Source organism: Streptomyces sp. NBC_01428, assembly GCF_036231965.1.
Taxonomy (GTDB): Bacteria; Actinomycetota; Actinomycetes; order Streptomycetales; family Streptomycetaceae; genus Streptomyces.
This window is the reverse complement of record NZ_CP109499.1, coordinates 4,794,606-4,818,146: the sequence shown is the minus strand read 5'-3', so window position 1 is coordinate 4,818,146 and position 23,541 is coordinate 4,794,606. Positions and strand designations below refer to the sequence as shown.

At 71.6% G+C, this 23,541-nt stretch carries 19 protein-coding genes and 1 tRNA gene; 8 read left to right on the top strand and 12 right to left on the bottom strand.

Annotated features, from left to right (window positions below; genetic code table 11):
* Positions 1–89: 89 nt before the first annotated feature.
* The 8 genes from OG406_RS20895 to OG406_RS20860 all read right to left on the bottom strand — a co-directional run bounded on the left by OG406_RS20895 (position 90) and on the right by OG406_RS20860 (position 8,981).
* On the bottom strand, positions 90–1,733 hold the full coding sequence (locus OG406_RS20895; protein WP_164372973.1) for a long-chain fatty acid--CoA ligase: 1,644 nt from the start codon (positions 1,731–1,733) through the stop codon (positions 90–92).
* 203 nt (positions 1,734–1,936) lie between these two features.
* Positions 1,937–2,491 (bottom strand): SigE family RNA polymerase sigma factor, encoded by a 555-nt coding sequence (locus tag OG406_RS20890; protein WP_164372636.1) that lies wholly within the window; start codon positions 2,489–2,491, stop codon positions 1,937–1,939.
* Between the two features lie 238 nt (positions 2,492–2,729).
* Entirely contained in the window at positions 2,730–3,896 is a 1,167-nt protein-coding gene (locus tag OG406_RS20885; RefSeq protein WP_329187152.1) for a lipid-transfer protein, read from the bottom strand.
* Positions 3,893–4,414 carry a MaoC family dehydratase gene (locus tag OG406_RS20880; protein ID WP_329187150.1) on the bottom strand — a complete coding sequence of 174 codons (522 nt, stop codon included), beginning with the start codon at positions 4,412–4,414 and terminating at the stop codon, positions 3,893–3,895. Before OG406_RS20880 ends, OG406_RS20885 begins: the two co-directional genes overlap by 4 nt.
* A 206-nt stretch (positions 4,415–4,620) precedes the next feature.
* Positions 4,621–5,724 carry an acyl-CoA dehydrogenase family protein gene (locus tag OG406_RS20875; RefSeq protein ID WP_329187148.1) on the bottom strand — a complete coding sequence of 368 codons (1,104 nt, stop codon included), beginning with the start codon at positions 5,722–5,724 and terminating at the stop codon, positions 4,621–4,623.
* Position 5,725: 1 nt separating this feature from the next.
* On the bottom strand, positions 5,726–7,048 hold the full coding sequence (locus OG406_RS20870) for a bifunctional MaoC family dehydratase N-terminal/OB-fold nucleic acid binding domain-containing protein (protein WP_329187146.1): 1,323 nt from the start codon (positions 7,046–7,048) through the stop codon (positions 5,726–5,728).
* Positions 7,049–7,197: 149 nt separating this feature from the next.
* Positions 7,198–8,394: an acyl-CoA dehydrogenase family protein gene (locus OG406_RS20865; RefSeq protein WP_327409424.1), complete on the bottom strand. Its 1,197-nt coding sequence runs from the start codon at positions 8,392–8,394 to the stop codon at positions 7,198–7,200.
* Positions 8,395–8,672: 278 nt separating this feature from the next.
* Complete coding sequence (locus OG406_RS20860; protein ID WP_081218250.1) at positions 8,673–8,981, bottom strand: hypothetical protein; 309 nt, start codon at positions 8,979–8,981, stop codon at positions 8,673–8,675.
* A 383-nt stretch (positions 8,982–9,364) separates the two neighbouring features.
* On the opposite strand from OG406_RS20860, the gene OG406_RS20855 reads away from it, so the two are divergent.
* Complete coding sequence (locus tag OG406_RS20855) at positions 9,365–10,240, top strand: bifunctional DNA primase/polymerase (protein WP_164372642.1); 876 nt, start codon at positions 9,365–9,367, stop codon at positions 10,238–10,240.
* 112 nt (positions 10,241–10,352) lie between these two features.
* On the opposite strand, the gene OG406_RS20850 is transcribed toward OG406_RS20855, so the two are convergent.
* Both OG406_RS20850 and OG406_RS20845 read right to left on the bottom strand, forming a co-directional pair.
* A tRNA-Ser gene (locus OG406_RS20850) sits at positions 10,353–10,439 on the bottom strand.
* 63 nt (positions 10,440–10,502) lie between these two features.
* Entirely contained in the window at positions 10,503–12,017 is a 1,515-nt protein-coding gene (locus OG406_RS20845) for a S1C family serine protease (protein WP_329187143.1), read from the bottom strand.
* Between the two features lie 256 nt (positions 12,018–12,273).
* Between OG406_RS20845 and OG406_RS20840 the strand changes: the two genes are divergently transcribed.
* From OG406_RS20840 to OG406_RS20830, 3 genes are all read left to right on the top strand, one after another.
* Positions 12,274–13,083, top strand: coding sequence for a glycerophosphodiester phosphodiesterase (locus tag OG406_RS20840; RefSeq protein WP_329187141.1), 810 nt, complete (start codon positions 12,274–12,276; stop codon positions 13,081–13,083).
* A 125-nt stretch (positions 13,084–13,208) separates the two neighbouring features.
* A complete protein-coding gene (locus OG406_RS20835) occupies positions 13,209–13,838 on the top strand; it encodes an ATP-binding protein (protein WP_164372645.1) in 630 nt (209 codons plus the stop codon).
* A gap of 128 nt (positions 13,839–13,966) precedes the next feature.
* Complete coding sequence (locus OG406_RS20830; protein WP_164372646.1) at positions 13,967–14,932, top strand: DUF5926 family protein; 966 nt, start codon at positions 13,967–13,969, stop codon at positions 14,930–14,932.
* Positions 14,933–15,165: 233 nt separating this feature from the next.
* Here the strand turns inward: OG406_RS20830 and OG406_RS20825 are convergent, their stop codons facing one another.
* On the bottom strand, positions 15,166–15,750 hold the full coding sequence (locus OG406_RS20825) for a hypothetical protein (RefSeq protein ID WP_266847747.1): 585 nt from the start codon (positions 15,748–15,750) through the stop codon (positions 15,166–15,168).
* Positions 15,751–15,806: 56 nt separating this feature from the next.
* The gene (locus OG406_RS20820; RefSeq protein ID WP_164372647.1) at positions 15,807–16,472 is read right to left on the bottom strand and encodes a bifunctional DNA primase/polymerase; all 666 of its coding nucleotides are present in this window, start codon (positions 16,470–16,472) and stop codon (positions 15,807–15,809) included.
* Between the two features lie 481 nt (positions 16,473–16,953).
* Between OG406_RS20820 and OG406_RS20815 the strand changes: the two genes are divergently transcribed.
* The 4 genes from OG406_RS20815 (at position 16,954) to OG406_RS20800 (ending at position 23,539) form a co-directional block, all read left to right on the top strand.
* Entirely contained in the window at positions 16,954–18,465 is a 1,512-nt protein-coding gene (locus OG406_RS20815; RefSeq protein WP_266849487.1) for a PP2C family protein-serine/threonine phosphatase, read from the top strand.
* A 99-nt stretch (positions 18,466–18,564) separates the two neighbouring features.
* Positions 18,565–20,052 (top strand): aminopeptidase P family protein, encoded by a 1,488-nt coding sequence (locus OG406_RS20810; RefSeq protein ID WP_443067093.1) that lies wholly within the window; start codon positions 18,565–18,567, stop codon positions 20,050–20,052.
* A 161-nt stretch (positions 20,053–20,213) separates the two neighbouring features.
* Entirely contained in the window at positions 20,214–21,644 is a 1,431-nt protein-coding gene (gene pdxR, locus OG406_RS20805; protein ID WP_329187137.1) for a MocR-like pyridoxine biosynthesis transcription factor PdxR, read from the top strand.
* 452 nt (positions 21,645–22,096) lie between these two features.
* On the top strand, positions 22,097–23,539 hold the full coding sequence (locus OG406_RS20800) for an MFS transporter (RefSeq protein ID WP_329190895.1): 1,443 nt from the start codon (positions 22,097–22,099) through the stop codon (positions 23,537–23,539).
* Positions 23,540–23,541: the final 2 nt, after the last annotated feature.

Here is a 23,541-nt window from a genome sequence, read left to right as displayed (position 1 = left end):
GCCGCTCCGGGACCGGGACAGCGGTACGCCGGGCAGGGCCGTGAGGCGCCCGCCCGGCGCAGGTGTCGCGATGCGTCCGGAGCGATCGGTCAGAGCCGGGTCACGTCCAGGCCTCCCTCGGCGTACTGCCGGCGGAGCACCTTCTTGTCGAACTTGCCGACGCTCGTCTTCGGCACGGCCTCGACGATCGTCCAGCGCTCCGGCAGCTGCCACTTGGCGATCTTGCCCTCCTCGGCGAGGAAGGCGCGCAGCGACGCGAAGTCGGCGGTGGAGCCCTCCCTGAGGACGACGGTGGCCAGCGGGCGCTCCCCCCACTTCTCGTCGGGTACGGCGACGACCGCGGCCTCGGCCACGTCCGGGTGGGACATGAGGGCGTTCTCCAGGTCGACCGAGGAGATCCACTCGCCGCCCGACTTGATGACGTCCTTGGCGCGGTCGGTGAGGGTCAGGAAGCCGTCGGGGCTGATCGTGCCGACGTCACCGGTCTTGAGCCAGCCGTCGGGGCTGAACTTGTCGGCGGGGCGCAGCGGTTCCGCGCCGGCACCGCCGTAGTAGGCGCCCGCGATCCAGGGGCCGCGGACCTCCAGCTCGCCGGCCGATTCGCCGTCCCACGGCAGGCGTTCGCCGCCCGGGCCGGTGAGGCGCGCCTCGACACCGGCCGGGAAACGGCCCTGCGTGAGCCGGTACGCGAACTCCTCCTCCGTGCCGACGGCGTGGGCCGGCGGGCGGGCGACCGTGCCGAGCGGGGAGGTCTCGGTCATACCCCAGGCGTGGCAGACGCTCATACCCAGCTCGTCGAAGGCGGCCATCAGGGAGGGCGGGCAGGCGGAGCCGCCGATCGTCACCTGGGTGAGGGAGGAGACGTCCCGCGGCTTGGCGGTGAGCTCGGCGAGCAGACCCTGCCAGATCGTCGGGACGGCCGCGGCGTGCGTCGGCCGCTCGCTCTCGATCATCTCGGCGAGCGGCGCGGGCTGGAGGAAACGGTCGGGCATCAGCATGTTGACGCCGGACATGAAGGTCGCGTGCGGCAGACCCCAGGCGTTGACGTGGAACTGCGGGACCACGACCAGCGTGGTGTCCTGGTCGGTGAGCCCCATCGACTGCGCCATGTTGACCTGCATGGAGTGCAGGTAGATCGAACGGTGCGAGTACACGACGCCCTTGGGGTCTCCGGTGGTGCCGGAGGTGTAACACATGGCCGCGGCCTGCCGCTCGTCCAGCTCCGGCCACGCGTACTCCGTCGGCTTCCCGGCGAGCAGTTCCTCGTACTCGTGCACCCGCACGCTCGCCCCGTCGAGCAGCGAACGGTCACCGGGGCCGGACACCACGACGTGCTCCAGCGTCGACAGGTGGGGGAGGAGCGGAGCGAGCAGCGGGAGCAGCGAGCCGTTGACGATGACCACGCGGTCGGCGGCGTGCTGCACGATGAACACGAGCTGTTCGGCCGGGAGACGGAGGTTCAGCGTGTGCAGCACGGCGCCCATGGAGGGGATCGCGTAGTACGCCTCGACGTGTTCCGCGTTGTTCCACATCAGCGTCGCGACCCGCTCGTCGCCCGTCACCCCGAGGTCGTCGCGCAGGGCGTGGGCGAGCTGGTTGGCGCGGGCGCCGGCCTCGCGGAAGCTGCGCCGGTGCGGCTCGCCCTCTCCGGTCCAGGTCGTGATCTGCGACTCTCCGTGGATCCGCGCCCCGTGCACGAGAATGCGGGTCACAGTCAGCGGTACGTCCTGCATCGTGCTCAGCACGGCGTCCTCCCGGGGGCGACATTGCCTACGCGGTAGTAATGGGTTCCGCTGATTCTGCTCACATACCGCGTGGTATGTCACTAGGCGCAGGAATGATCGATCAGCGCCACCCCTGCTCGGGCACGGTACGGAGCACGGGAACGGACCCCACGTCCTCGCCGGATCCGCCGGACCGGGCCCGCGGAGACGCCCTAGGCGGCGGGGGCCAGCTCCGGGTCCTCCCGCATCTTGCCCAGCGCGCGCGACACCGCCGACTTGACCGTGCCGACGGAGACGCCGAGCACCTCCGCCGTCTGGACCTCGCTCAGATCCTCGTAGTAGCGCAGCACCACCATCGCCCGCTGACGCGCCGGCAGCTTCATGACCGCCCGCCACATCGCGTCGCGCAACGCCTGCTGCTCGGCCGGGTCCGCCGCGGGCAGCCCCTCCTGCTCCGGCAACTCGTCGCACGCGAACTCGTCCACCTTGCGCTTGCGCCACTGCGACGTCCGCGTGTTCAGCAGCGCCCGCCGCACATAGCCGTCCAGCGCCCGATGGTCCTCGATACGGTCCCAGGCGACGTACGTCTTCGTCAGTGCCGTCTGCAGCAGGTCCTCGGCATCGCTCGGGTTCGCGGTGAGCGACCGGGCGGTCCGCAGCAACACCGGCTGGCGCGCCCTCATGTAGGAGGAGAACGACGGGTACGAACGGGTCTGCGTCGCCGGAGTGGCGGCGTCCGAGGCGCTGGTGCAGACGAGTGTGGTCATGGCTCCACGCTAGGTTCGACCCCTCCTCCAGCGGATCGGCCGCAGGTCCCGAAGCCATGTCCGCCTCAGGTTGTAGGAAGGGGGGTGGCCCCACCTCCTGAAGGTGGACGAGCGCCCACCACCCCCTGAGGGTTCACCCCTGACAACGGCCGGGAGAAGTGGCGGCAGGGAGACAGCCGGAGGCGGCAGGGAGACAGTTGGATCCCCCTGAGACGCGAGGCCGGGGCGGACGCCTCCCTCAGCCGTCGGAGGCCAGGATCAGGCCCGACGTGGGGACCCCCGTGCCCGCCGTGACCAGGACCCGTTCGGCTCCGGCCACCTGGTTCACGGACGTGCCCCGCAGCTGCCGGACGCCCTCCGCCACTCCGTTCATCCCATGCAGATACGCCTCCCCGAGCTGTCCTCCGTGCGTGTTCAACGGCAGCCGCTCCTCCGCGACGAAGTCGGCCGCCTCCCCCGGCTTGCAGAACCCGAACTCCTCCAACTGCGTCAGCACGAACGGGGTGAAGTGGTCGTACAGGATCCCCACGTCGATCTCCGCCGGCCCGAGTCCCGCGGTCCGCCACAGCTGTCTGGCCACCACGCCCATCTCCGGCAGCCCGGTGAGATCGTCCCGGTAGAAGCTCGTCATCTGCTCCTGTGCCCGGCCGGCCCCCTGCGCGGCGGCCGCGACGACCACCGGCGGACGGGGCAGATCGCGGGCCCGCTCCACGGAGGTGACGACCAGCGCCTGGCCGCCGTCGGTCTCCTGGCAGCAGTCCAGCAACCGCAACGGCTCCACGATCCACCGGGACGCCGCGTACTCGGCGAGCGTGATCGGTCTTCCGTGGAAGTACGCCGCCGGGTTCGTCGCCGCGTACTTCCGGTCCGTCACCGCGACATGCCCGAACACCTCCGGGCTCAGACCGTAGGTGTGCAGATACCGCTGGGCCGCCATCGCCACCCACGAGGCCGGGGTGAGCAGTCCGAACGGCAGGGCCCAGCCCAGCGCCGCGCCCTCCGCCGACGGCTCCCGCCGCTGGACACCCGAGCCGAATCTGCGGCCCGACCGCTCGTTGAACGCCCGGTAGCAGACGACGACGTCGGCCACCCCGGTCGCCACCGCGAGCGCCGCCTGCTGGACGGTCGCACAGGCCGCACCGCCGCCGTAGTGGACGCGGGAGAAGAAGGACAGCTCCCCGATCCCGGCCGCCTGGGCGACGGTGATCTCCGGGCTGGTGTCCATCGTGAACGTCACCATCCCGTCCACGTCGTCCGGCGTCAGCCCCGCGTCGTCCAGTGCTGACCGCACCGCCTCCACCGCCAGCCGCAGCTCACTGCGCCCCGAGTCCTTCGAGAACTCGGTGGCCCCGATCCCGACGATCGCCGCCCGCCCTCCGAGGTCGTCCCGCCTGCGCACACTCACGAGGCACCACCCTCAGCCTGGGCCTTGCCGGAGGCGGAAGGAGAGGAGGGGGCAGCGGGCGTGGAACGGGAGGAGGCAGCGATCAGGGCAGAGGGTGGTGCCGTCGTTGTCGGACCTGGAACGGTCACCGTCACCGTGCCCATGACGTGCCGGCCGATCTTGTTGGTGCCGAGGACGCGCACCGTGACCGTGTCCCCTTCGACTTTCTCGATCGAGCCCGTCATCACCATGGTGTCCCCCGGATGGTTCGGGGCGCCGAGCCGGATGGCGACCGCGCGCAGTACGGAAGCCGGGCCGAAGTGATCGGTCACGTACCGTCCGACCAGGCCGTTGGTCGTCAGGATGTTCATGAAGATGTCCGGCGAGCCCTTCTCCCGAGCCAGCTCCACGTCGTGGTGCACGTCCTGGTAGTCCCGCGACGCGATCGCCCCGGCCACGATCAACGTACGGGTGATCTCGATCTCCAGCGGCGGCAGTGCGTCACCGGCCTTGTAGGCCGATTCCGTGCCGCCGGACACGGCTGCCGCTCCCGGGCTTCCGTGGCCTGGGTCTCCAAGCCCGAGGTCTCCGTGGCCTGGGTCTCCAAACCCGGGGCCTCCGTGACCGGGGTCTCCATGACTGGGGCCTCCATGACCGGGGCCTCCATGACCAGGTTCTCCGGGTCCAGGCGTCGGCCCGGAACCGCCGGCCCGGGTCGCCGAACCCGCAACGGTCCGCTCCCCCCTCATGTCTCTACCTCCCCCTCCACCATCGGCTCGCCCTCGACGATCGGCTCGCCCTCGACGATCAACTCACCTAGTTCCTGCAGCACTTCGCCCCCGCCTCCCAGATACGCGTCCAGCTGCCGGCCCCACAGGAAGTGCCGGTGCACCGGATGGTCGAGGTCGGCCCCCGCTCCGCCGTGCAGATATTGGCCCGCGTGCACCACGCGCTGCCCTGCTTCGGACGCCCACCAAGCGGCGGTCAGGGCATGCGTCCGGTACGGCAGCCCCTCGTCCCGGCGCCACGCCGCCTCGTACGCCGTCACCCGTATCGCCTCGATGTCCATGTGCGCGTCGGCGGCGCGCAGTTGGACTCCCTGCTTGGCGGCGAGCGGGCGTCCGAACTGCTCCCTCTCGTTCGTGTGAACGACGGCGCGCGCCAGCGATCCCGCGCACACCCCGGCCTGCAGTCCGGCAAACGCTGTGCGGGCCATGGCCAGCACGTCCTCGTACGCACTCGCCGTGCCGAGCGGCTCGCCCGGCGTTCCCTGAAGGATCAGGCGGATGGCCGACCAGGGCGCCGTCAGCTCGACTGGTTCGCCCGCCGGCGCCTCCGCGGTGCGCACCAGCCAGAGCCCGCGCCGGTCGTCGGCCACCAGAACATGCGTCGCGTCCCGCAGCCAGGGCACCGCCGGGACGACCCCCGTCAGCAGCGGCCGTCCCGCATCAGCATCGGGCGAGGAGCGGCCGGCCTCGATGCCGACGACCGAGCCCGAGCCGCGCAGCGCTCCGGCCACCACCACGGTCCCGTCCGCGATTCCCGGCAGCAGCCGCTCGCGCTGCTCGGGAGAACCGTGCGCCGCAACCGCGAGCAGCCCGTACACGCAGCTCGCGGCGAACGGCACCTGCGCCGTGGTGCGGCCCTGCTCCTCCAGCAGCAGCACCAGGCCGAGGAGCCCGATGTCCTCGACGGCCGCCACGAGCCCGGCGGCGCACAGCTCTTTCCACAGCCCCGCGTCACTGTCCGTCCCGGCCGCGGTGAGCCGCTCGGGCGTGGAGAGGTCGCCGAAGATCCGGGCGGCGAGGTCCCGGGCCGCCGCCTGTTCCTCGGTGGGCGTGAAGTCCATGTCAGCTCCCCCCGCCCGAGGGGACGCCGACAGCGCCGGGCGTGGCCGGCGAAGTGGCTGGTCCGCCGGCCGTTCCGTCGCCCTCGCGTCCCGTGCCGGCCCGGAACACCGGCAGCAGCAACTCCTCGTCGTACTGCCGGAATTCGAGGCGCACAGGCATGCCGACCCGGACGTGGTCGTGCGGCACGCCCACCACGTTGCTCACCATGCGCACGCCCTCGGCGAGTTCGATCAGGCCGACCGCGTAGGGAGGGTCGAAGGCGGGGAACGACGGATGGTGCATCACGACATACGAGTAGACGGTCCCCTCACCGCTCGCCTCCACGGTGTCCCACTCCGGGCCACCACACGTGTTGCACCCCGGCAGCCACGGGAACCTCAGCGTCCCGCACCCCGTGCAGCGCTGGATCAGCAACCGCCGGTGTCCGACTCCCTCCCAGAAACCGGCGTTGTCCCGGTTGACCACGGGACGCGGACGACTGCTCCCCGGCCGGGGCGCGGCGCCGGTGCCGATCGGTTCGGCGGAGCCAACCGGTGGGGCGGAGCCGATGGGCGCAGCGGAGCCGACCGGTACGGCGAAGCCGGTGGCGCCGACAGGCTCCGCGGGCCCGACCGGTGCAGCGGGGGCGGCGGTACTGGCCGCTGTCGCAGAGTCGGCCGGGCTGGCCGTGTCGGTGGTGTCGGTGGTCCGCCCGGCGCCCTTCGCGGCGCTCACCCCGGCGGGACCTTCATCGCCCTGCGGATTCCGCCGCGCTGGCGCGTACTTGAGGATGCGGAACCGGTGTGTCCCGGCGAGTTCTCCTCCCGCGCGGACGTCCATGCGCGTCGTGATGAAGTACCCCGTGCCCAGCTTGGTCGTCTTGCGCTCGGAGACGGACTCGATCATCGAGTCGAAGGTGATCTCGTCCCCGAGCCGCAGCGGACGCAGATACTCCTGCTCGCAGTCGGTGGCGACCACCGAGGTACAGCCCGCTCCGTCGAGGAGCGCGAACAGCTCGTCGTTCGTGTCCGAGCGGCCGGGCCGACCGGCGTGACCCGCGAGGCCGCCCATCGTCCACGCCTGGAGCATGGTGGGTGGAGCCACCGCGTCCGGCCCCCGATAGCCCGGGTGGGCGTCCCCCATCGCCTCGCACCAGTGCCGGATCATCGGTGCGTTGACCGGGTCCCTGCCGATGCCTCCGACCGTGGCAGCGCGCCCTTCGAACTCCCGGAGCTTCAGCAGAAGTTCGTCGCCCCCATCCCCACGCTCACCGCCCCCGGCGCTCACCGCGAAGCCCTCGCCACCGGCCGCACCCCCTGCACCGACGCCCGCACCCGCACCCATCTCCGCCCCAACTCCAACCCGGGCCCCGGCCCCAGCCCCACCCTGGCGGTCACCACCCGTGCCGAGGCCATCTGCACTCAATCCGCCCCCACCGCGGCCTCGGCCGCGACCGTCCGCCGGAGTGTCTCCGGGTCCCCTCCCGCGCCCGCTCATCGCCGCCCCCTCTTCATCCCGAGCCGCATCGTCGCGACGATCTCCCGCTGCACCTCGCTCACCCCGCCCCCGAACGTGTTGATCTGCGCCGCCCTGTTCATCCGCTCCAGCTCGCCGGCCCCGAACGCCCCTGGTGAACCGGAGCGGACCAGTGCGTCCTCTCCCACAATGTGCTGACACATTCGGTACACCGCGACCGCGGATTCGGTTCCCACGACTTTCACGCCGCTGGCGTCTCCCGGCGCCAATCGACCGGCTCCCACGTCCCCCACCAAACGCCAGTTGAGCAGGCGTGATGCCGCCAGCCGGGCATGCACCTCGGCCAGCTGGAAACGGACCCACGGCTCGTCAACCCGCCGCCGCCCCGTCACCGGATCGGGTGTCCTGGCCGCCGCCAGCGCGGCCGCGTAGAAGTCCTCGGCCTGCATGCCGATCGCGGCGAGGGCGACCCGCTCGTGGTTCAGCTGGTTGGTGATGAGTCCCCAGCCGCCGTTCTCCTCGCCGACCAGGTTCGCGGCCGGGACGCGGACACCGTCGTAGTAGGTCGCGGTGGTCGTCTGGCCGCCGACCGTCTCGATCGGCGTCCACGAGAAACCGGGCGCGTCCGTGGGGACGAGGACGATCGAGATGCCCTGATGCTTGGGCGCCTCCGGGTCGGTCCGGCAGGCGAGCCAGATCCAGTCGGCGTTCTGGGCGTTGGAGGTGAAGATCTTCTGCCCGTCGATCCGCCAGTACCCGTCCCCGGCGCCCTCCGGATCCGAGGACGCGCCCGGTTCCCGTACGGCACGCGTTCGCAGGGAGGCGAGGTCGGTGCCGGCCGACGGCTCCGAGTAGCCGATGGCGAAGACGAGGTCGCCGCTCAGGATGCGGGGCAGGAAGGTTTCCTTCTGCTCCTCGCTGCCGTACTTCATGAGGGTCGGGCCGACGGTGTTCAGCGTGACCATCGAGACGGGCGCGCCCGCCCGGTAGGCCTCGTCGAAGAAGACGAACTGCTCGTCCGCGCCGCGCCCCTGTCCGCCGTACGCGACGGGCCAGCCGAGGCCGAGCAGTCCGTCGGCGCCGATGCGTCGGAGCAGGTCGCGCTGCCGTGCCGGATCGTCGGCGGGCGGCGGTCCGTCCGGCATCAGGTCCTTGAAGTACGCGCGGAGTTCGGCACGCAGCCGCTGCTGGCGTTCGGTGGGGGCGAGGTGCACCGCGGCGGCCTCCCGGACCTCGTACGGACAGGGGTTTCTGACTGTCCGTCAGATGCACTGCACTGTCAAGGTCACGGACGCCGCCCCCGATGCCGCGACGGTCAGCCTGCCGGGGGCCCTCGAACGGCCGGGCGCGCGCATGCGCTCCGGAGGGGCACGCCCCGAAAACACGGCTGCGCGACGGCGCCGAAGCACCGTCGCGCAGCCGCTGTGAAACCCCACAGAGCACTACCCCACACGGACGTCCCGCGGCCGATGAGAGCGCATCGGCCGTCCGCTCACCAGAGGTTGACGAAGTTCACCAGGACGTTCGAGTTGCCCTGGTTGATGGCCGTGAAGGCGGATCCGTTCACCTGGGCGGTGTTGTTCTGGTTCGAGGCTCCGGCCCCGACCGCCTGCTGTTGGGTGGTGGAGGAGTTGCCGTTGTTGTCGTGTCCGACACCGCCGCTGACGGTGGCCGCTCCCGCGTTCGATCCGTTGCTCGCGAAGCCACCGTTGTCCGCCGACGCGACGCCCGTGCAGAGGGCGGCGGCCAGCGGAAGGGCCGCGACGGCGGCGAGGACGCGAGCGGTACGGATGCCTGCCATGTGAATTCCTCCAGAACCGGGGTGTACGCACCGGCGATGAACCGGGCTGTACGGGAAGTACGGCTTGTTCCAAGGCAGTTGGCCGACCGCCTTGGCGAAGTGCACGACGTCGCGATTCCAGAGTTGCCCACGGGACCTCGGTGAACCACCCCGGAAGCAATGATTCCCCCTCAAGCGTGATGACAAGTCGATAAACCCGCTTCCATCGGACAAAACCCCTGTTCAGCACTGGGGCGACCACCCAACCCCCGACCCTCCCCAGGCGCTGCACCAGATGAAGCGTTCCGGCACATTTTCGGCCAATCTCACCCATCGGCGACTTCGGGTACCCACACACCCGGCGAGCTCTTCCTTTTTTCGAACACTCGTACGAACATGGAGCCATGGCCACCATCGACCGGCAGGCCACCACCCTGGCCCTGGCCCACGCCCTGTCCGCCGCCGAGCGCGGACTGGCGGTGATCCCGCTGTCCCGAACGAAGCTCCCGGCCCTGCGTTCCCCTCACCGCGACGACCCCGAACCCACTCCCTGCCACGGCGAGTGCGGGCGCTTCGGACACGGCGTGTACGACGCCTCGACCGAGCCCCGGCGCATCCGCGAACTCTTCGCCGCCGCCCCGTGGGCCACCGGCTACGGCATCGCCTGCGGCCTCGACCCCCACCACCTCATCGGCATCGACCTCGACACCAAATCCGGTACGGACTCCTCCACCGCCCTGCGCGAACTGGCCCTGCGCCATCTGTTCACGATCCCGGAGACGGTCGTGGTCCTGACCCCGAGCGGCGGCCGGCACCTGTGGCTGAGCGGCCCGCCGGACGTCGTCGTCCCCAACTCCGCGAGCAGGCTGGCCCCCGGCATCGACATCCGTGGCGCGGGCGGCTACCTCGTCGGCCCCGGTTCACGCACCGAACACGGCGTGTACGGCACCGCTCCCGGCACCGCACGGCTCGCACCCGCACCTTGCCCGCGCGAGCTCCTGGACCTGCTGCTGCCACCGCCGCGCAGGCACCACCCGACCCCCTCCGCCACCGGGCAACAGGGCCAGGGACTCGTCCAGTTCGTCCTCGCCGCGCACGAGGGCCAGCGCAACACGCGCCTCTTCTGGGCGGCCTGCCGTGCCTACGAGAACGGCATCGGCCCCCAGCTGACCACCCCTCTCGTCCGGGCCGCCGTCCGCACCGGCCTCACCGAGCACGAGGCCCGCTCGACGATCGCCTCCGCGGCCCGTATGACGGCTCCTTCACCCCGGCAGCGCTGAGGGCGCGCCATCGCCGGGGGCCACGCGTGACGGCCGCGCACCCGGCGGCGCCGGAACCGAGGAGCACGCGAACGGCCCCTGACCGAAAACCCGGTCAGGGGCCGTTCACCTGCGGTGGGTGTGGGATTTGAACCCACGGTGACATCGCTGCCACGACGGTTTTCAAGACCGTTCCCTTAGGCCGCTCGGGCAACCCACCCCGCGCTGCCGTTGATCGGCGGCGCGGGGACAAGAGTAACGGGTCCCGTGCCCGGCCCGTGGGTCAGCTGTCGCCCTCTCGCGAGGCGAGGGTGACGTCGGTGGTGCGGGTCTTGCCGTCGCGCGTGTAGGTGAGCTTCACCGTGTCGCCCGGCTTGTGCGTCCAGATCTCACCGATGAGGGTCGGGCCGCTGTCGATCACCATGTCGTCCAGCTTGGTGATGACGTCGCCGGGCTTGAGACCGGCCTTGGCCGCGGGACCGCCGGACTCGACGGCCGCCGCGCCGCTCGCGCCCTGCTCGGTGATCTTCGCGCCGCTCGTGCCCTCCTCCAGGGAGACGGAGGCGCCGATCTTCGCGTACACCGGCTTGCCGTTCTTGATCAGCTGCTGCGCGACGTTCTTCGCCTGGTTGATCGGGATCGCGAAGCCCAGACCGATGGAACCGGACTGGCCGGAGCCGCCGAGGCCGCCGCTGCTCGACGACTGGATCGCCGAGTTGATCCCGATGACCGCGCCCGATGCGTCGAGCAGCGGACCGCCGGAGTTGCCCGGGTTGATCGAGGCGTCGGTCTGCAGGGCGCTCATGTACGAGGCCTTGCTGCTCGCGCTGCCGTCGCTGGAGGCGACGGGACGGTTCTTGGCGCTGATGATGCCGGTGGTCACCGTGTTCGACAGACCGAAGGGCGCGCCGATCGCGATCGTGGAGTCGCCGACGGCCACCTGGTCCGAGTTGCCCAGGGTGAGCGGCTTCAGCTCTCCCGAGGGCGCGTTCTTCAGCTTGATGACCGCGACGTCGTAGCCCTGCGCGTGTCCGACCACCTCGGCGTCGTACTTCTTGCCGTTCGGGAAGGTCGCGCTCAGCTTGCCGCCGTCGACGGCCTCCGCCACCACGTGGTTGTTGGTGAGGATGTGGCCCTGGGTGTCGAAGACGAAGCCCGTGCCGGTGCCGCCCTCGCCGCTGGTGCTCTGCGCCTCGATGGTGACGGTGCTCGGCAGCGCCGTGGCGGCCACGTTCGCGACGGTGCCCGAGGCGCGCTTCACCTGCCCGCTGGTGCTCGGGGCGGAGACCGTCGTCGAGCCGGTGGAGTCGTCGTTGTTCTTGGCCAGGCCGTAGCCGATGCCGCCGCCGACTCCGCCGGCGACCAGTGCGGCCACCAGGATTGCGGCGACCAGGCCGCCGCGGCCGTTCTTCGGCTTCGGAGCGGGCTGCTGGTAAGAGGAGCCCCAGCCGCCGGTTCCCGAACCGCCGTCGGCATACGAAGGGGTGGCGGGCGGCGGAGGCGGCCAGCCCGCCTCGGGGGCGGAGCCCTGGGCTCCGGTGCTCTGTGCGTAGGGGTCGGCGCCCTGTCCGTAGGGGTCGGCTCCGTGCCCGGCGCCGGTCGAGGCGTACGCCGGAGCGCCCGCGGGCGCCGACGCGTGCTCCGATGCGCCGGGGGCGCCGTGCGGAACGGCGGGGATCGGAGCGGTCGGTGCGCTCCCGCCGTGCGGGGCCTGCGCGGAAACAGCGGGAGTGTCCACCGGCACAGGAGGTGCGGACGGGGCCGGGGGTACCTCGGTGCCCTCGTTCTCGGTGCTCACAGCTCTTCTCCTCGATCCACGGCTGTTGTTCTCGGTCGCACTCGGTCACACCCACTCACGCTTGCTGATGGCCCGGCGCGATTCAGCTGTGCATGTGCTTTTGTACGCCGTCAGCTTTTCCCACCGGGCGTCAGAGCACCATAAGCGGTGCCTGTGCGTCCGGGGCGACTCTTTATAACGGACTTCTGTGACTAAAAGGAGGAAGCGCTACGTCTCCCACCTCACGCCTACCCCGCGACGGTGGCACCATGACGCGGTGACCCTCGCACGACAGCACCCGATCCAGGTGGTCGCCCACCGCGGAGCCTCCGAAGAGGCCCCGGAACACACACTGGCCGCGTACAGGAAAGCGATCGAGGACGGTGCGGACGCCCTTGAGTGCGATGTGCGCCTGACCGCCGACGGCCATCTCGTCTGTGTGCACGACCGCCGCGTCAACCGTACGTCCAACGGCCGCGGCGCCGTCTCCGCCCTGGAACTCGCCGATCTCGCCGCCCTGGACTTCGGCTCCTGGAAGAACCGCGACGAGTCCCCCGACTGGGAGCACGCCCCCGGAGGCCCCGAGGACACCTCCGTCCTCACGCTGGAGAGACTGCTCGAACTCGTCGCCGACGCCGGCCGTCGCGTCGAGCTGGCCATCGAGACGAAGCACCCGACCCGTTGGGCGGGCCAGGTCGAGGAACGGCTGCTGGTCCTGCTGAAGCGCTTCGGCCTGGACTCCCCCGCATCCGCCACCGACTCCCCGGTCCGTGTGATGAGTTTCTCGGCGCGCTCCCTGCACCGCGTCCGGGCGGCGTCCCCGACCCTGCCCACGGTGTATTTGCTCCAGTTCGTCTCCCCGCGGCTGCGGGACGGACGACTGCCCGCGGGTGTCCGGATCGCAGGCCCCTCGATGCGGATCGTACGCAGCCACCCCGGGTACATCGAGCGCCTCAAGCGGGCCGGGCACCAGGTGCACGTCTGGACCGTGAACGAGCCCGAGGACGTGGACCTCTGCGTTGAGCTGGGCGTCGACGCCATCATCACCAACCGCCCGCGCGCGGTACTGCGTCAACTGGGCCGCTGAATCCGCTCCTTCCGACCCCGGACACCCACGTAAAGCACCACGATCGCCCCTCAAAAACCATCGAAAACCGGACGCCCGTCACAGGGAGTGCACCGGCGCGTTCACTCCGTATTCGATCGTTACAAGTGCGTCAGCAGACGTCGATTGGCCGGTTTCCGGTCCAGTCCAAAGGGGCATCCACTCCGTGGCGTGGGGCAAAGGAGGTCTCGGGGGTGGCGTTGGTGGTGGCACAGGAGGTGCCCACGTCGTCGAGCATGGCCGTACCCCATGGCCCTGCGGGCGTGGGGGAAGCAAGGCATCGGATGCGGGATCACCTGCGCTCCGGTGGCGTGGCGGAAACGGTCATCGACGACGCGGTACTGATCCTTTCCGAACTGCTCAGCAATTCCTGCCGACATGGCAGGCCCCTGGGCGACGCACTCTCCGGCGACGGCGACGTGCGGGCGACCTGGCGCGTCGAACCGGCGGGACGGCTGACGGTCGAAGTGACGGACGGCGGTGGTCCGACCCGCCCTGTCCCGTCGACGCCCTCGGTCACCGCTCGTGGCGGCCGTGGGCTGAACATCATCACCGCGCTGGCCAAGGACTGGGGTGTCCGGGACGACATCCACGGCGAGGTCACCGTGTGGGTGGTCATCCAGGACGACGTGGAAACGGCCCGCAGACGCGACGATTTCGCTACGCGCGTCGCGTCACCGACGGTGTCCGGGATATCCGGCCTGGACTTCGCGGACGCCTTCGACGACCTCGGCTGAGGCACGCGCGGCCCGAACCACGGGTTCCGGTGCGACGCGGTGCGTTGTCCACAGGGTCCCGTCGGCCCCCGTACGAACGGCTAGGCTCGCGCCCGTACGAGACGAGCCGTGATCGGGAGACGCCCACGATGGCCAAGAAGCGACCTCAGACGAGGGCCAAGCAGCAGCAGCCGAAGGACGGAGAGATCCCGGTCGTCGGCGCTCGCGAGCCCTGCCCCTGCGGCAGCGGCCGCCGCTACAAGGCCTGCCACGGCCGAGCCGCAGCGCACGCCGTGACCGAGCTGGTGCACCGCCCCTTCGAGGGCCTGGCGGGCGAGGGGGACTGGGTCGCGCTGCGCGAGCTGGTGCCCGCCGCGACGGTCGAGCTGAAACTCAAGGAGAGCCTGCCGGAGGGAGTTCCCTCGGTCACGCTCGCCACCGTCCTGCCGATGGCCTGGCCCGCGCTGCGCCGCGACGACGGCTCGGTGCTGCTCGGCCTGCAGAACGACACGGCCTCCGGTGACATCAGCCGCGACCTGGCCGACACCCTCCAGCGTGCGCTCACCGCCCAGCCGGGCACCCCGGTCGAAGGCCGCCGCGCCCCGGCCGAGGGTCCGCGCCTGCAGGACCTGCTCGACCCGGAAGGCGCCTTCGAGCCAGTTGTGCACAGCGGCTTCGAGTTCTGGGTCCCGGACGCGGAGAACGCGACGGCGGAGGTGACCGCTTCTCTGGAGCGGGCCAACGCCGCGGCCATCCCGACCGTGAAGCTCTCCGGGGTCGACGCCGCCTACTGGTGCGAGACGCCCGACAAGAACCACCTGCGCTGGGTCATGCCCCACGAGGAGGAGCAGCTTCTGGACGCCCTCGCGCGCCTTCACGCGGCGGGCCGTTCGGGTCTCGGTGAGGGCACCCGGCTGGTCGGCTCCTTCCGCGCGCACGGGCTCACCGTGCCGGTCTGGGACCTGCCGACGGGGGTCACGGCGGACGACGTCGAGAAGCCGGCGGCGGAGTTCGCCGAGCGCCTCGCCACCGCTCTGGCCACGGACGAGCCGCTGACGGCGGACGAGCGTCGCGCGCGCGGCGGACTCACCAACCGACAGGTGACGCTCAGCTGACTCACAGACTCGGACACTGACCGACCGGTCAGCTGGTCGCGACCTCGGAAGCGGGTGACTCCTGTCACAACTCCCCGTTGTGACAGGGAAATCCGTGTCCGAATAGCCGAGATCGAATTTGCGAACCGCCGATCTCTTGTTACCGTTCGAGTAGCCCGGTTGCTGGTGCATCCCCCGTCGCCAGCAACCGGGTCTTTTCATGCCCGCTGTCAGACATGCGGTCAACAGCCTTGCTACGAGGCGGAGTTGCTCCCCGAGCGCAGCAACAGCGGCCCGTCGGGCCCGGATCCCTTCGCGAACTCGGCGATCGCCGTGTACGCCTCCGCGCCTCCCGCGGTGCGCTCCCTGGGCGTCTCGCACACCCCCGGATCGTCCTCGGCGTCCACCGCGCAGTTGATCTGCACCGTGCGCCCTCCGGGGCCCATCAGGCTCAGCAGGGAACTCAGCTCTTCTCCGGTCGCGTTGCGGTAGTAGGTGCGCGCCCAGGTCTCCTCGCCCTGCGTCAGGACACAGGTCTGTGCCTCGACACCGTCGGGCGAGGACAGTTCGGGACCGCACCGCGCGGCGGTGGCCAGTCCGAGGCCGAGCAGCAGGGGAGAGCGGGAGGGTGCGGGAGAGCGCGGCCGGTCGTCGGTGCGCACCGTCCCGCGTTCGGCGGCCGGATCGTTGTCGCCGACGGAGCCGGCGGACGCCACGGCCAGGGGAAGTGCCAGGACGAACGCCACGACGCCGACCAGCGCCATGAGACGAACCCTTCGGGGGTCGGCCCCGCCGCGCGGCGGCGTCGAGGCCCCGTGCCCCTCAGAATTGCGCTGCATGGTTCGGACGATAACGAGCGTGGGCGGGCGCGCGGTTCACCGCGCGCCGGACGCCCCTACAACTCGGGTGCGCTCACACCCGTACGAGTGAGTGCTTCGACGACGGCGTCCACCACGGCCTCCACACCTGGTACCCAGGGTGCGGCCGAGCCGGGCAGCGGAGCGCGCTCCCAGCGGATCTGGCCCTGGCCGGTCTCGGACGGCGGCAGTGCGATGTATCCGCCGTCGCCGTGGAACCGCAGGGAGCCGGGGACGAAGTCCTTGGCGTAGAGCAGCTCGCCGAGCTGCTCCATCGAGTACGGGGCGACGAGGATCGCCCAGCGGGTGGGCGACGCGACGACCGGGCCGAGGCGCATGCCCGCGCGGTCGAGGACGTCGAGAGCGCGGGCCGCCGCGAGAGCCGGCAGGCTCACCGCGCACGGGGCGCTTCCCCCGGTGGCCAGCACGATGGGCGCCGAGGGCCGGTTGCCCCACCACCAGCGCACCATGCGCTCGTCCGTGGTGGCCGCGAGGAGGCCTGGGTCGAAGGGATGGGCACCGGGCACCGTGCACTCCGGGTCGGGGCATCCGCAGCGGGCACGCCCCTGCGGGTCGGCCGCCACACCCGGGAGAACGGGCCACTGCCATGAGGTCGCGAAGGTCAGGGCCGCGCTGAGCATCTCAGGCCTCCCCTTGTCTCGCCTGGACAGGAGCCTGCGTCGCCTTCCGAGGATCTCGCGCATGAGCGCTCGTTCCTTTCCGTTGCACGCCTGGCAACACCGAGGATCACATCACACCATGTGTCGATCTCTTCACTGTGCGTACCTGCTGGCGCATCACACCCCTGCTGGAGACAAGGGGAACCCCTCTGGGCCGAGCATGTGGCTGCGTCCGCGCCCACACTGCGTACATCCAGCATGGGCATGGCGTGGGGTGGCGGCGCCTGGCGTTTTACGTCCCGCGGTATTTCTTGCCGCCTCCGCCACGGGAGGATGGGGCACGGTCGTCAGTGGTTAAGACGCCCGGGTCCGTCGCCAGGTTCCGGGCGGATCTCAACCGCCCCTGGTCTTCACCGAGTACGTACCCACCACGACCGCTGTGACGCTCCGTCGAACGAGGCCAGTCGACCTCAATAAGCCGTTACCCGAGTCAGTTTTAGGCCAACTTAGTTTTCCCGCAAGGGTTACCGCCGGTCTCATGGACACCAGGAATCCCAGCAGGACAATGCTGGACATCCCCTCACGAGTGCGTGTACATGTGGAGACACTGCTAGCGGCGCAGAACTACATGGGGGTTTGCGATGCTAACGAGCAATACGCACCGGTCGGAAAGCCGGACGTCATGAACGCCCCTCACCTTCCGAAAGTGGCTGGAATCGATTCAACGGTTCCCTCGCCCGCACACACTGTCGCGCCCGCGCCTGCTCCCCCGGGTGCCGCCTCGGTCGCGCCGCCCACCGGTCCCGGAGCCGTTCTCCAAGATCGACTCGCGGGCTGGGTCTCGGATCTCACCACCCTCCACGAACTCACCGAGCGTCTGGCGCGCACGTCGACCCTGGACGAGGCGCTCCAGGAACTGCTGCGCGCCGGAGCGGCCCTCGTGGGCGCCCGGCGCGGCCTCGTCGTCATGGAGCCGGGCGACGGACTGGGCCCCGACACCACGATCGGCCTGGGCCTCGCCCGCGCGGACCTCGGCCACATCGAGACGGTCCCGCGCAGCTCCATGTCGTACGGGAAGATCCTGGACGGCCTGCCGGGCGGCGAGGGCGAGATCGCCCAGCCCGACCTCCTCTCGGAGGACGGGCTCGACCCCCGCCACCGCGAGGTGGCCGCGCGCCTCGGCTACGCCGCGAGCTACGCCCTGCCCCTGACCACCGAGGCCGCGGGCCGGCTGGGCGCCGCCGTCTGGCTCTACGACGAGCCTGCGGAACCGGTCGAGCGGCAGCGCCACCTCATCGGCCTGTACGCCCGGTACGCCACCGAGCACCTGGCGCGGCTCCTGGAGCTGGAGCGCACGCGCGCGTGCATGGCGACGATCTCCGCGGAGCTGCTTCCCCCACGGCTGCCGCGGGTCTCCGGCGTCCAGCTCGCCGCCCGGCACCGCACCGGACCGCGGGGCGGCGGCGACTGGTACGACGCGCTGCCGCTGCCCGACGCCGCGCTCGGCCTCGCCGTCGGCTCGGTCACCGGCTCGGGACCCAGCGCGGTCGCCGCCATGGGCCGCCTGAGAGCCTCCCTGCGGGCCTACGCGGTGATGGAGGGCGAGGATCCCGTCGCGGTCCTCTCCGACCTCGAACTGCTGCTCCGGCTCACCGAACCGGCCCGCTCGGCGACCGCCCTGTTCGCCTACTGCGAGCCCGCCCTGCGCAAGCTCACGCTCGCCGGGGCCGGCCACAGCCCGCCCCTGGTCATCGGCCCGCGCCGCACCGAGTTCGTCGAGACCTCCCTGTCGGCGCCGCTCGGGATGCTCGCCTGCTGGGAGGCCCCGAGCGTCGAGATGACCGCCGAACGCGGCGAGACCGTGCTCATCTACACCGACGGACTGCTGCACCGCACGGGGGACCCGATGGACCGCGCCTTCGCGCGCCTGCACGCGGCGGCGGCCGGGGTCCCGAAAGCCGTGCGGGACGACCCCGGGGCGATCGCCGACCACGTCCTGCGCACGGTCCTGCCGGACGGTCTCGACGAGGCGGACAGCGACGAGGACGTCGTCCTCCTGGCGGCCCGCTTCGAGTGAGCGCACGGACACCTCGTGTAACAGGCCTTCCGGCCCTGGGCCCCCTTCAGAGCGACCGTACGATGGAGGAGGTCCAGAGTCGTATCTAGGAGGCAGACCGTGTCGGAGGCGCTCACACCGGAGACCCCGGAAGCCGTGCTTGACGAAACCGCTGACGAAGCGGGCGAGGAAGAGCCCATCAAGCAGCGGAAGAACGGCCTGTACCCGGGCGTGTCCGACGAGCTCGCCGACAGCATGAAGTCAGGCTGGGCCGACACCGAGCTGCGCGGCCTCACGCCGATCGCACAGGCCGAGTACACCGCCGCCCGCCGCGCCGCGCTCTCCGCGCGCTTCCCGGGCGAGCGCCTGGTGATCCCGGCGGGCAACCTGAAGACCCGCTCGAACGACACGGAGTACCCCTTCCGTGCCTCCGTCGAGTACGCGTACCTCACCGGCAACCTCACCGAGGACGGCGTCCTCGTGATGGAGCCGGCCACCGAGGGCCACAAGGCGACGATCTACCTGCTGCCGCGCTCCGACCGCGAGAACGGCGAGTTCTGGCTCTCCGGCCAGGGCGAGCTGTGGGTCGGCCGCCGCCACTCCCTCACCGAGGCCGAGCAGCTGTACGGCATCCCCGCCTCGGACGTCCGGGAGCTCCCCGCCGCGCTGGCGGAGGCCACCGGCCCCGTCCGCGTCGTGCGCGGCTACGACGCCGCCGTCGAGGCCGCGCTGACCGACAAGGTCACCGCGGAGCGCGACAACGAGCTGCGGGTGTTCCTCTCCGAGGCCCGCCTCGTCAAGGACGCGTTCGAGGCCGGCGAGCTGCAGAAGGCCGTCGACTCCACCGTCCGCGGCTTCGAGGACGTCGTGAAGGTCCTCGACAAGGCCGAGGCCACCAGCGAGCGCTACATCGAGGGCACTTTCTTCCTGCGCGCGCGGGTCGAGGGCAACGACATCGGCTACGGCTCGATCTGCGCCGCCGGACCGCACGCCTGCACCCTGCACTGGGTGCGCAACGACGGCCCGGTCCGCTCCGGCGACCTGCTGCTCCTCGACGCCGGCGTGGAGACCCACACGCTCTACACCGCCGACGTGACGCGCACCCTGCCGATCAACGGCACGTACACGGAGATCCAGAAGAAGATCTACGACGCCGTGTACGAGGCTCAGGAGGCCGGTATCGCGGCCGTCCAGCCGGGCGCCAAGTACCGCGACTTCCACGACGCCGCGCAGCGTGTGCTGACCGAGAAGCTCGTCGAGTGGGGCCTCGTCGAGGGTCCGGTCGAGCGCGTCCTGGAGCTCGGGCTGCAGCGCCGCTGGACCCTGCACGGCACCGGCCACATGCTCGGCATGGACGTCCACGACTGCGCCGCCGCCCGCACCGAGACGTACGTCGAGGGCACGCTGGAGCCGGGCATGTGCCTGACCGTCGAACCGGGCCTGTACTTCCAGGCGGACGACCTGACCGTGCCCGAGGAGTACCGCGGCATCGGCGTCCGCATCGAGGACGACATCCTCGTCACCGAGGACGGCAACCGGAACCTGTCGGACGGCCTGCCGCGCCGGTCGGACGAGGTCGAGGCCTGGATGGCGTCCCTCAAGGGCTGACATAGTGCCCCACGAGGGCTGATACGAGACTGCTGGCCGGGTGCCCTCCAGGGTGCCCGGCCATCGGTGTGTCCGGGGGTGGGCGGCTCCCGGACTGCGGTGGCCCGCGGGCGGACCGGTGCGCCCGCGGGTTTTCGGTGTGCCTAGGGGGGCGGCTTTTCGTGGACGACGACTTCTGGTCCGGCGTCGGGGTGGATCTGCATCTGGAGCCGGACGCGGCGGCCGGGCGCAGGGCCGGCCTGGAACGGGCGCTGCGGGACGCCGTCCGCGCCGGGCGGCTCGCCCCGGGGACCCGGCTGCCCGCGACGCGGCGCCTCGCCGTCGAACTCGGCCTCTCCCGGGGCACGGCGAAGGCGGCGTACGACCAGCTCATCGCCGAGGGCTATCTGACGGCCCGGCAGGGTTCGGGCACCGAGGTGGCGTCCCTTCCGGCCGACGGCCCCCCGGCGGACGTACGGGCGCCCCACGCGCGTGCACCCCGTTTCGATCTGCGCCCCGGCAGTCCGGACGTCGGCACGTTCCCGGCGGCGGCCTGGCTGCGGGCACTGCGCCGCGCGATCGCCACGGCACCCTCCCTCGCGTACGACTACGGGGACCCGCGGGGCCGCATCGAACTGCGGACCGCCCTGTCGGGTTACCTCGGGCGGGCCCGCGGGGTGATCGCGCCTCCCGAGCGGATCGTCATCACCTCCGGCTACGTCCAGGGCCTCGCCCTCCTCACGCGCGTGCTGGACGGCGGGACGGTGGCCATGGAGGACCCGGGGCTGCCGTTCCACCGGGATGTGGTGCGCAAGGCAGGCGGCACCGTGGTGCCCCTGCCCGTCGACGAACACGGCGCCCGCGCCGACCGGTTGGAGACCCTCGGCGCGGACGCGGTCGTCGTCACCCCCGCGCACCAGTACCCGACCGGCGTCACGCTCCACCCGGAGCGGCGGCGGGCGCTCACCGACTGGGCACGCGCGCGGGACACGCTGATCATCGAGGACGACTACGACGGGGAGTTCCGCTACGACCGGCAGCCGGTCGGCGCGCTCCAGGGCATGGCACCGAACCATGCCGTCTACCTCGGGACCGCCTCCAAGACGCTGGGCCCCGCGCTGCGCCTCGGCTGGATGGTGCTGCCGCCCCAACTGGTCGATCCGGTGGCCGACATCAAGCTGCACAGCGATCACCACACCGAGTCCATCGGTCAGTTGGCGCTGGCGGAGATGATCGTCAGCCACGCCTACGACCGTCACGTGCGCGCGTGCCGGCTCCGCTACCGGCGTCGCCGGGACCAGCTCCTCGACCGGGTGGGGGCGCGCAGGAGCGTACGGGGGATCGCCGCGGGACTCCACGCGTTGGTCGAAGTGACGGACGAGGCGGAGGTGCTGGCGCGCGCGGAGGAGGAGGGGCTGGCGGTGGGACGGCTCGGCGACCACTGGCACGCGCCGGGCGACGGGCGCCCGCAGGGCCTGGTCGTCGGGTACGGGACGCCGAGGGAGCGCACGTATCCCGAGGCGCTGGAGGCACTCGGGCGGGTGCTGGAGGGAGCGGGTCCCTCGGGCCGCCCGGGCGGGTCGGTCGGAACGGCGAGAGCCGGGGCGTTCTGATCCGCGGCCCGTCGGCCGGGGCGTCCGAGCCGCGACGCCCTGACCGGCCGGGGCCCCGGGACACCTGAGCCGGGGGGGTGGCCCGGGGCACCGGAGCCGGGTCGAGACGCCGTGCCTCGACGTCCTCGGCCGCCCGGGACGCCCGCCCCGAAGGACCGAAGGACCTTGATTCGGGGCTCTCGGTCCGCCCCCTCGATCCGCGGCCCCCTCAGTCCGGCCCCTCGGCCCGGCCCCGCGATCCGGGGCCTCGGCGGCCGTCCGCACGATCTGACGAATGTCATGGGCGACCCGTGAATTGGGTCATGAAAAGGCGTGAGGAATGGGCCTGCCGAGCGGTCCATCCGACCCGTAGCGTCGACGACATGACGACTCGCGACGCACGATCCGCAGAGCGCTCGGCCGTGAAGGGAAACGGAGCGGGCCGGGTGTTTCCGCCCGCCGGACCGCAGCGGATGCTCGCTCTCGCGCAACTGAGCAACTCCGTGGGTGACGGCGCCTATTACGTGACGTCCGCGCTCTACTTCACGCACGTCGTCGGGCTGTCCGCCGAGCGGGTCGGCCTCGGACTGACCGTGGCCTGGGCGATCGGCTCGCTGGTGGGCGTGCCGCTGGGCCGGCTCGCCGACCGTCGCGGGCCGCGCGGCACCGCCGTCCTGCTGGCACTGGCCACCGCCACGGCGGTCGCGTCCTTCCTGCTCGTCCGCGGATTCCTCCCCTTCGTCCTCGCGGCCTGCGCCTACGCCTCGGCCCAGTCGGGACTCGGAGCCGCGCGCCAGGCGCTGCTCGCCTCGCTGATACCGGCCGGCGCGCGCACCGGACTGCTCGCCCACCTCCAGTCGACACTGAACGCCGGTCTGGCGGTGGGCGCGGGCCTCGGCGGTCTCGCCCTGCACGCCGGGACCCGGTCCGCCTACCTCGGGGTGTTCGCGCTGGACGCCGTGAGTTTCCTGGTGTGCGCAGCCCTGCTCTGGCAGCTGCCGTCGGTCGAGCCCGCCCGGCTGGAGCGGACGGACGGGAGGGTCGGGGCCGGTCGCGCCGGCGAGAGTCCTCGGGACGGCCGGGGCAGGCGCAGCGGCCGGGGGAGTGAGCGGGGCGCGGCGGCCGGTGTGCTGCGCGACCGTCCCTACGTGCTGGTCACGTTCCTCAACACCGTGCTCTTGCTGCGGATGCCGCTCCTCAGTCTCGGCATACCGCTGTGGATCACCGAGCGCACCGAGGCGCCCGCCTGGCTGGTCTCCGCGTTGTTCGTGCTCAACACCGCCGCGGTGATGGTGTTCCAGGTGCGGATGGCCCGCGGTGTGACGGGACTCGTCACGGCGACCCGCTCGATCCGGCGGTCCGGGCTCGTGATGCTGGCGTCCTGCACGGTGTTCGCCCTGTCGTCCGGCGTCTCCCCCTGGATCGCGGCGGCCGTCCTCGTGGCGGGTGCGGTGCTCCAGGTGGTCGCCGAGATGCAGCACTCGGCGGGCTCCTGGCAGCTCGCGTTCGACCTCGCCCCCGCCGACCGCATGGGCGAGTACCAGGGCTTCTTCGGCACGGGGGTCACGGTGGCGCGGACCATGGGCCCGCTCGTCCTCACGGCCCTGCTGGTCGGTTGGGGGACGCCGGGCTGGCTGCTCCTCGGTGCCCTGATGCTCGGTGCCTCGTATGCGATGGGCCCGGCGACCCGGTGGGCTGCCTCCCGCAGTTCGGCGCAGCCGGAGCGGCCGGCCGGCGCCGATCACCGGGAGGCGGCGGGACGGGAGGAGTCCGAGGACGCGCACCGAGAGGATGGGCGGGAGTTCCGGAGGGGTGAGGCGGACCGTCGAGAGGACGGGGTGCGCCACCCGAAGGGCGGGAGCCGGGTGCGGCTCGCGCCGGCCGGCGCCGCCGCGGTACAGGGCGCGGAGTGCTGAGC